Raw genomic sequence first — 6778 nt, 5'->3', positions numbered from 1 at the left:
GCTGACGGGCGAAAATCTGCGCGGCTGGCTCGCCAATGCGATCCGCCCCGTCTGGTCGCGGATACGAACCCGTGCGCAGCCCCTGAACCGTCAGGCCAAGCGGCTCTGGGACCGTTTGTGGCACTAGCGGAAAAACCAAGGACGACGCATCCTGCCGATGTAGCGGTGACAACCGATGTGGTCTCTATCTTTGCGGATGCGGGGTCACCGCATTGGGGGTCACCTGGACGGGCATCGTCGGGTCTATTCCCACGGATGCGGAGTCACTCGTTTACGCTTACTCTTGCTCTCTAGCTGCCTCAATTGCCTCAGAAACGGGTTCTTCCATTTCTTTAATTTCAACTGGCAACACCGTACAGTCCCCCCACTTACCATTTTCGTCCTTCTGGATGCGGAACCAAATAGTACCTGGCTCTTCGATTGAGATCGGCGGATTCACAATGTTGGCCCGGAAACGCTCGTGATCAGCCAGGTCGACTTCATTCGGCTCCGTTCTGCTTGCTTCATCACGGTTTTTATCCTCTAGGATAACGCGATACCGGAAGCTTTCAGGTATTTCTATGTCATCCCGCCTCCACAACATACTAATTGTGATAAATGGAGGAAGGTCGGCAGGGAACTCCGTGGCTTTAACCTGCTCGATAGCGTCCCTGTACGTAATGTTGTTGGTCTCACTATCGACAGAAAAATCTCTGCACGTCAGTGCCCACTGAAGACGAGCCATAGGAATCAATTATCTTGGTTGGTACCAGAATCGTCGCCGCTATCCAGGTTGAGCGTTTTCAATACGTCCTTGTAACTACCATCATACTCCCCCTCTTTCACCTGTTCGGGGAACGTCCGCGCTGTTCCGGCCAACTCCCGACCTGATTCAGAGGACTGGCTGATAACCACCTGTCTTTCCGCAAGGTCCCGCTCCTTGAGTTTGTATTTTATGTTTCTATTCACCGTGAATAGTTCTCGGCCCAGAGCTGTCTCGATCTCGGCGAGAGTTTTCAAGGTCGGATTAGTTCCTCGCTTCAGAAGCCGCGTAACCTGTGAAGGTTTTTTGCCCATTGCGTCGGCAAGATCCTTTCGAGACCATCCCAATTCGTTAAGTGCCTCCTCGATTTCCTGTATCAGAGCGGCTCGCCGTTGCTCCAGCCGACGCTGTGCTTCATTCACATCCGCCGCATTCGCAATCTCATCCAGTAAACTCATAACAGTTTAGGGTTAACGATAAGATTCTGGTGGAAACCAAAGATCCCCTTCTAACCTGTCGTCGAGCGCAATAAGCTCAAAACCGTCGCCGCCTTCCAAGCGACGGGCAATTCGCTCCTCTACATATCGTATCTCATTAAACGTTCGCCGGCATCGATCAAACTGCTGCAGGGGCCCTTCCTCATTCTTTACGCACCCGTTCCCGGCAACCACCCAATTTTGGCGCTCATAGCGGATGCAGTACAGTCGCAATTCATGATACCCTTCCTCAACAAACGGTGTAACCCACCCGCTGTACTTTTCCTGCTTGAAGAAATACCCCGGTGGAACACCTTGATAGGGAATTGCCTCGATCGCTCCGAAGACACCGTCAAACTCCGGATGTCGAGAGATCTCTTCATTTCGGCTCCATCTCTCAAGTTCGGTCTCGTCCGAGTCTTCGAATTGCACGGTGTACAGCACACCGCGATAACCCAGCTCCACTCTCACAAGGCGAAACCCTAACCCTTCACGTGACATCCTGTTTCACTTTAATGTCAAATCAAGAGTGATACCAGGTCCGATTAGGGGAGCTCCGACCGGAAAACTGGTGGAACTTGGCAAGTATTACCCGAAGCATTTTCCTCTTCGTATCTCACTCGGGGTACTATTTCAGTCACACTAACTCCGCGTACGCCACCAAAAATACGACCGCCAAGAACCACACCCACCGCCAGACCTACCCCTGAGGTCACGCGTCGAGTTTGAGGAGTCGACGAATAGCGCTCATGGTTTTGCCAGTGAATCTACTCCCATAAATGTAGGCGCTGCAGGTTAGAGGTCTATCCCCGCGGATGCGGGGTCACTAAAGCAGCAGAGGGGCACCGCCTCGCGGGCCGCTCTACTCCTCGTCCTCCCGCCGCGGCACCAGCGACTTCCCAAAGCTTTTGACGGTGAAGACGGGACAGGAGGCGCTTCGCGTCACCTTCTCCGCCACGCTCCCAATGAGGAACCGCTGGAGCCCGGTGCGGCCGTGGGTCGCCATCACCACGAGGTCGGCAGCATGCTCCTCGGCGAAGTCGACGATGTCACGGGCCGCGTAGCCGGCGAGCACGTGCGTGTCGATCGGCACGTCGACGTCGTCGAAGTCGGCCGCCAGCGCTTCGAGGGCCTCGCGGGCCCGCTCCTGCACGTCGGGCTGGGAGGGGGACAGCGGGTCGATGCCGTACGCCGTGGGGAAGGTTGCCTCTTCCACGACGTGCAAAAGGTCGATCGACGCGCCGTAGGCGTCCGCCAGGGCCGTGGCGTGGTCCATCACGAGGGGCGTCTGCTCCGACAGATCGACGGGGACGAGCAGCCGATCGATCGGCGTGCTGGTGGGCGCGTCCGCGTCGCTCGCCAGCACTGTGAAGACCGGACAGGGGGCTTGGCGCACCACCTCCTCGGCCACGCTTCCGCTCAGCAACCGGTCCATGCCCTTGCGCCCGTGGGTGCCCATCACCACGAGGTCGATGTCGTGGTCGGTGGCCTGCTCTACGATCGCCGTCTCGGGGGAGGCACTGTCCGTCTGGGCGTACACGACCGGCACGGTGCCACGCTCCTGCGTCACGGTTTGCACCTCCATGCGCTGCGGGGCCGCGTCGTCGACCGCGTTGCCCTCCACGGGGGTCACCGGCAGGAAGTCCATGGGATTGGACGCGTCTCCCTCGTCCGGCGTCACCACGTTGAATACGCAGATCGTCGCGCCGGACTGCAGGGCCAGATGGGCGGCGTGGGCAAACGCGTCTTCGGCCACCGAGGAGAAGTCGGTGGGAAACAGAATGGTGTCAATGTTGAGCATCGGAGGAGAAGAGAAAGGAAAGAACGGTTCGAGAAAACGTCTTGGAGGAGAGGCCGAAACAAGGCCCCGTTGGTGAGCGCGCTGGGCGGGAAATGGGCCCGGCACGCCAGTCTGGAGCGGGGCGGGCTCGGTCCTACGCGGTGCGCCCCGATCCACAGGCGCCTCAATCCAGGCCCCCGTGAGTCTGGCCGTCGGCTAGGGGCTCTTCTCGCTCTCCACCCACTGCACGGCGTGCTTCATCAGTTCGTTGGCGGAATCGAAGTTGAGCTTGTTCTTGATGCGGGCCCGGTAGGACTCGACAGTTTTGACGGACAGGTGGAGCCGCTCGGCGATGTCGCGCGTCGAGAGGCCCTGGCCTGTCAGCTCGAAGACCTCCAGCTCGCGGTCGCTCAGCACCTCGAGGGGGGACTGCATGATGCGCTCGCGCCCGCCTTCGGCCATGCTTTGCAGCAGCCGTTCGTTGATCTCCTCGCTCACGAAAATGCGGCCGTTGAGCACCTTCCGGATGGCCCTGGCGATGTCGTCGCCGGCCTCTTGCTTCATCACGTAGCCGCGCGCGCCGGCCCGGATGCAGCGCTCGGCGTAGAGGGTCTCGTCGTGTCGTGAGACGACCAAAATCTGGACCTCCGGCACGCGCGACTGGAGGTGCTTGATGAGCTCCATGCCGCTCATGCCAGGCAGGGAGATGTCCACGACCACGAGGTCGGGATCCAGGGCTTCAACCTCGCCCAGGGCCTCCTCGGCGTTGTCCATCTGGCCAATCACGTCGAGGTCGGCCTCCGCCTCGATGGTGCGGGCCAGCCCTTTTCGCAGGAGCGGATGATCGTCGACCAGTACGATGGTGTGCATGGAAGGGCACGATTTGACGGCGAAAAGGACGTGCGCCCCCGTACTCCCCGTGACGGTGCGCCGGAAAGAACAGGATAACGGAGAGCTCGGGAAACAGAAAGTACAGTGCTGGCCTCACGCTTCGTGCCGCGCATCATGGGATCCCCTGTGGAGAACATCCCGGCAGGGAACCCTGGCAGGGGGCGGCTGCGGAGGCGGTTCACGACGGGGCTGGCGCGGCCGACCGCGCCGCCGTGCTGCGACCGGCCTCGTCGGCCGTCTGAGGGACCGTACAGGTTACCACCGTTCCGTCCCCGAGCTGGCTGCTGACCTCAAGGGTGCCTCCGATGATGCGGGCGCGATGGTTCATAATGTTGACGCCCATGCCGGAGCCGTCCGCCGCGTCGGTGTCAAAGCCGGTCCCGTCGTCGCGCACCTGAAGGCGGATCTGTTCGTCGCCCTCGGCCAAAATGACCTTGATGTCGTCTGCCTCCCCGTGGCGGACGGCGTTGCTCACGGCCTCCTGCACGATGCGGTAGAGATGGGTGGCCACCGTGTTGTTGTGAACGAGAACAGTGTCGATTTCCCGAAACGAACACGCCACATCGAACATGCGCACAGCGTTTTGGGAGAGGCGCCGCAGGGCCTCGGCAAGGCCGTTGGCCTCTACGTCCACCGGAATCAGGCCATGCGACAGGTCGCGGGCGTACTGGTCGGCCTCCTTGATGTGGTTGGTAATCTCGGCCATGTCGTCGGCGCGCTCGTGGTGCTCTTCCTCCAGCTGCCGGGTCACGTCCTGGCTCAGCAACCCGATGCCCGTCAGCATTTGCCCGAGGCCGTCGTGCAGGTCCTGTCCAATGCGGCGGCGCTCCTCTTCGCTAACCTCCAGAATTTCCTTCTCGAGCCGACGCCGCTCGCTGACGTCACGCACGATGCCGGTAAAGAGGGTGCGGTCGCCCAACTCCACCTCGCTCACGGCCAGGTCCATGGGAAAGGTCGACCCGTCTTTGCGGCGGCCTCGCACCTCGCGCCCGATGCCGATGATGCGTCGGTGCCCAGTCTCGTGGTAACTCCGGAGGTATTCGTCGTGCTCCTCGCGGTACGGGGAGGGCATGAGAACCTTCACGTTTTCCCCGAGCACCTCTTCGGCCTCGTACCCAAAGATGTCTTCGGCGGCCGGGTTGAACGACTCGATGAGGCCGTCCGGATCAATCGTGATGATGCCGTCGACCGTCGTTTCGAGGATGGCCTGCGCCTTCGCCGCACTCTCGCGCTGGGCCTGGCGCACCTGCTTGTGGCGGAGCACCACCGCCACGGCCGTCCAGAGGCCCGCCAGCACCAGGCCGCGGTCCATGAGGGACTGGGCCGGAATGCCTGTGTCGTACTGGAGGGCACAGCTGATTCCGACGAACACGGTGGTGAGGACGCCGAAGCCCAGCGTTGGGGTGCGGCCCGGCAGGAAAAGGGTCAGCAGGATGACCGCGACCTGAAGCATCTCGACGGTCGGCCCCATGGACAGCAACCCGTCGAGAAGAAAGATCGCCCCGGACAACAGGCCGAGACCGACGTAGGAGAGAAGACGTCGCGGACGAGCGGTCATGAACGAAGCAAAAGGGGGAGAAGCAACGGGCGCAGGAAATCCCACCGAGGACAGTGCGCCGAGTGTGGGGGATGTCCCCGCAGCCGCCCTCCGGAAGTTCCTACGACGGAATGGGAGGGCCGCCGGACCAACGGGGCAGGCATTCAATCACTTTTTGTAAATGCTCTTTGGAGAGCAGGGTTCGTCTCGACCGGCCCCGGCGGTAATTTTGGTTTCCCATCCGCTCCGGTTTGCAATGCCCCATGCCACCCACATTCTGTGTCTGGGCTCGCTGGCGTCGGCCGTGGGAGCGCAGGCCATGTACTTGGCTCGTCGCCTCGGGGCGACGCTCCACGTGATGCCGTTCCCGGCGTCCGACCGCGCCTCGGGGCCGGACGACGCAGACGTCGCTCACGTGCCGCAGAAAGAACGAACGTCTTCCGTCGGGGACGAGGCGGTGTCGATGCGCATTGTCGAGGCGCAGCCCGACTCAATCGCGGCGGTGCTCCGGTACGTATCCACCACAGGCATCGACCTCGTGGTGGCCGATATCCCGCCCGACCGTGGGCCGGTTCCGCTTCTCGCCACCGACGTGCTGCAGGCCCTTGTGCGCCGGCTCCCCCGTCCGGTCTTCATCGTGGAGCAACAAGGCGACCCAGACGCAATCCAGCGTCTCCTCGTGCCCACGGACCTGTCCGCCCGAACCCTTCAGGCCTTCCGGTATGCCGTGTCGCTTGCGCGCCTGTACGGCGCCACGGTGGATGTGCTGCACGTGATCGAGTCCGCCCCGTACGTGGCCCTCACCCCCATGGATCGGCTCTCCCTCGGAGTGGTAACGCTGTCGGAGTGCCGCGCGCGCAACCGAGTTCATGCTTTTCTTGAGGGGGAAGAACCGGCGGATGCGCAGGTCCGCTCCCACATCCTGCACGGCAACGCCGCGGACCAGATTAGTCGCTTTGCGGATGGGGCCGACGCGGATTTGATGGTACTTGCGACCCACGGGGCCGACGAGCGCACGACAGATCCGTTTGGATCGGTGGGGACCCGCGTGTTGGGACGGGTAACGTGTCCGTTCGTCCTATTGCCGGAGACCGAGCCGTCGGTCCTGGGTCCGCCCGGCGGGGCGGCGTAGCGCGCCCGGCCTCCCGACCGATGCACCACCGTCCGGTTCAGGATGGACGCCGTCGGTTGCTTCCGTTACATTGGTAGTCCCGCTCGCTGTTCTTCTGCACTGTTCTGAACATTCATGCCCTCTCCGACCCCGTATCAGGAAGCGTCCCCCGCGACGCTTCCGGTGCCGTGTCCGACCCAGCCCGTGGCGGGCCGCCCCGTCGAGACCGATACGCCCGTGT

7 protein-coding genes are annotated in these 6778 nt (G+C 62.1%); 1 reads left to right on the top strand and 6 read right to left on the bottom strand.

The annotated features are described in order from the left end of the window. Positions 1–277 precede the first annotated feature (277 nt). The 6 genes from V5A20_RS12605 to V5A20_RS12580 all read right to left on the bottom strand — a co-directional run bounded on the left by V5A20_RS12605 (position 278) and on the right by V5A20_RS12580 (position 5447). Positions 278–724, bottom strand: coding sequence for a hypothetical protein (locus V5A20_RS12605; protein ID WP_332316454.1), 447 nt, complete (start codon positions 722–724; stop codon positions 278–280). 5 nt (positions 725–729) lie between these two features. Then, a complete protein-coding gene (locus V5A20_RS12600) occupies positions 730–1200 on the bottom strand; it encodes a helix-turn-helix domain-containing protein (RefSeq protein WP_332316453.1) in 471 nt (156 codons plus the stop codon). 12 nt (positions 1201–1212) lie between these two features. Then, a complete protein-coding gene (locus V5A20_RS12595; protein WP_332316452.1) occupies positions 1213–1683 on the bottom strand; it encodes a hypothetical protein in 471 nt (156 codons plus the stop codon). A gap of 397 nt (positions 1684–2080) precedes the next feature. Further along, the gene (locus tag V5A20_RS12590; protein WP_332327483.1) at positions 2081–3019 is read right to left on the bottom strand and encodes a universal stress protein; all 939 of its coding nucleotides are present in this window, start codon (positions 3017–3019) and stop codon (positions 2081–2083) included. A gap of 195 nt (positions 3020–3214) precedes the next feature. Further along, positions 3215–3868 carry a response regulator transcription factor gene (locus tag V5A20_RS12585; protein ID WP_332317035.1) on the bottom strand — a complete coding sequence of 218 codons (654 nt, stop codon included), beginning with the start codon at positions 3866–3868 and terminating at the stop codon, positions 3215–3217. Positions 3869–4067: 199 nt separating this feature from the next. Next, a complete protein-coding gene (locus V5A20_RS12580; protein WP_332317034.1) occupies positions 4068–5447 on the bottom strand; it encodes a sensor histidine kinase in 1380 nt (459 codons plus the stop codon). Positions 5448–5682: 235 nt separating this feature from the next. On the opposite strand from V5A20_RS12580, the gene V5A20_RS12575 reads away from it, so the two are divergent. Further along, positions 5683–6558 (top strand): universal stress protein, encoded by an 876-nt coding sequence (locus tag V5A20_RS12575; RefSeq protein ID WP_332327482.1) that lies wholly within the window; start codon positions 5683–5685, stop codon positions 6556–6558. Positions 6559–6778 lie beyond the last annotated feature (220 nt).

Origin of the sequence: Salinibacter sp., from assembly GCF_036626415.1 — a bacterium.
GTDB lineage: Bacteria > Bacteroidota > Rhodothermia > Rhodothermales > Salinibacteraceae > Salinibacter.
Note: the sequence above shows the minus strand (reverse complement) of the source record. Positions and strands in the feature narration are given on the sequence as shown.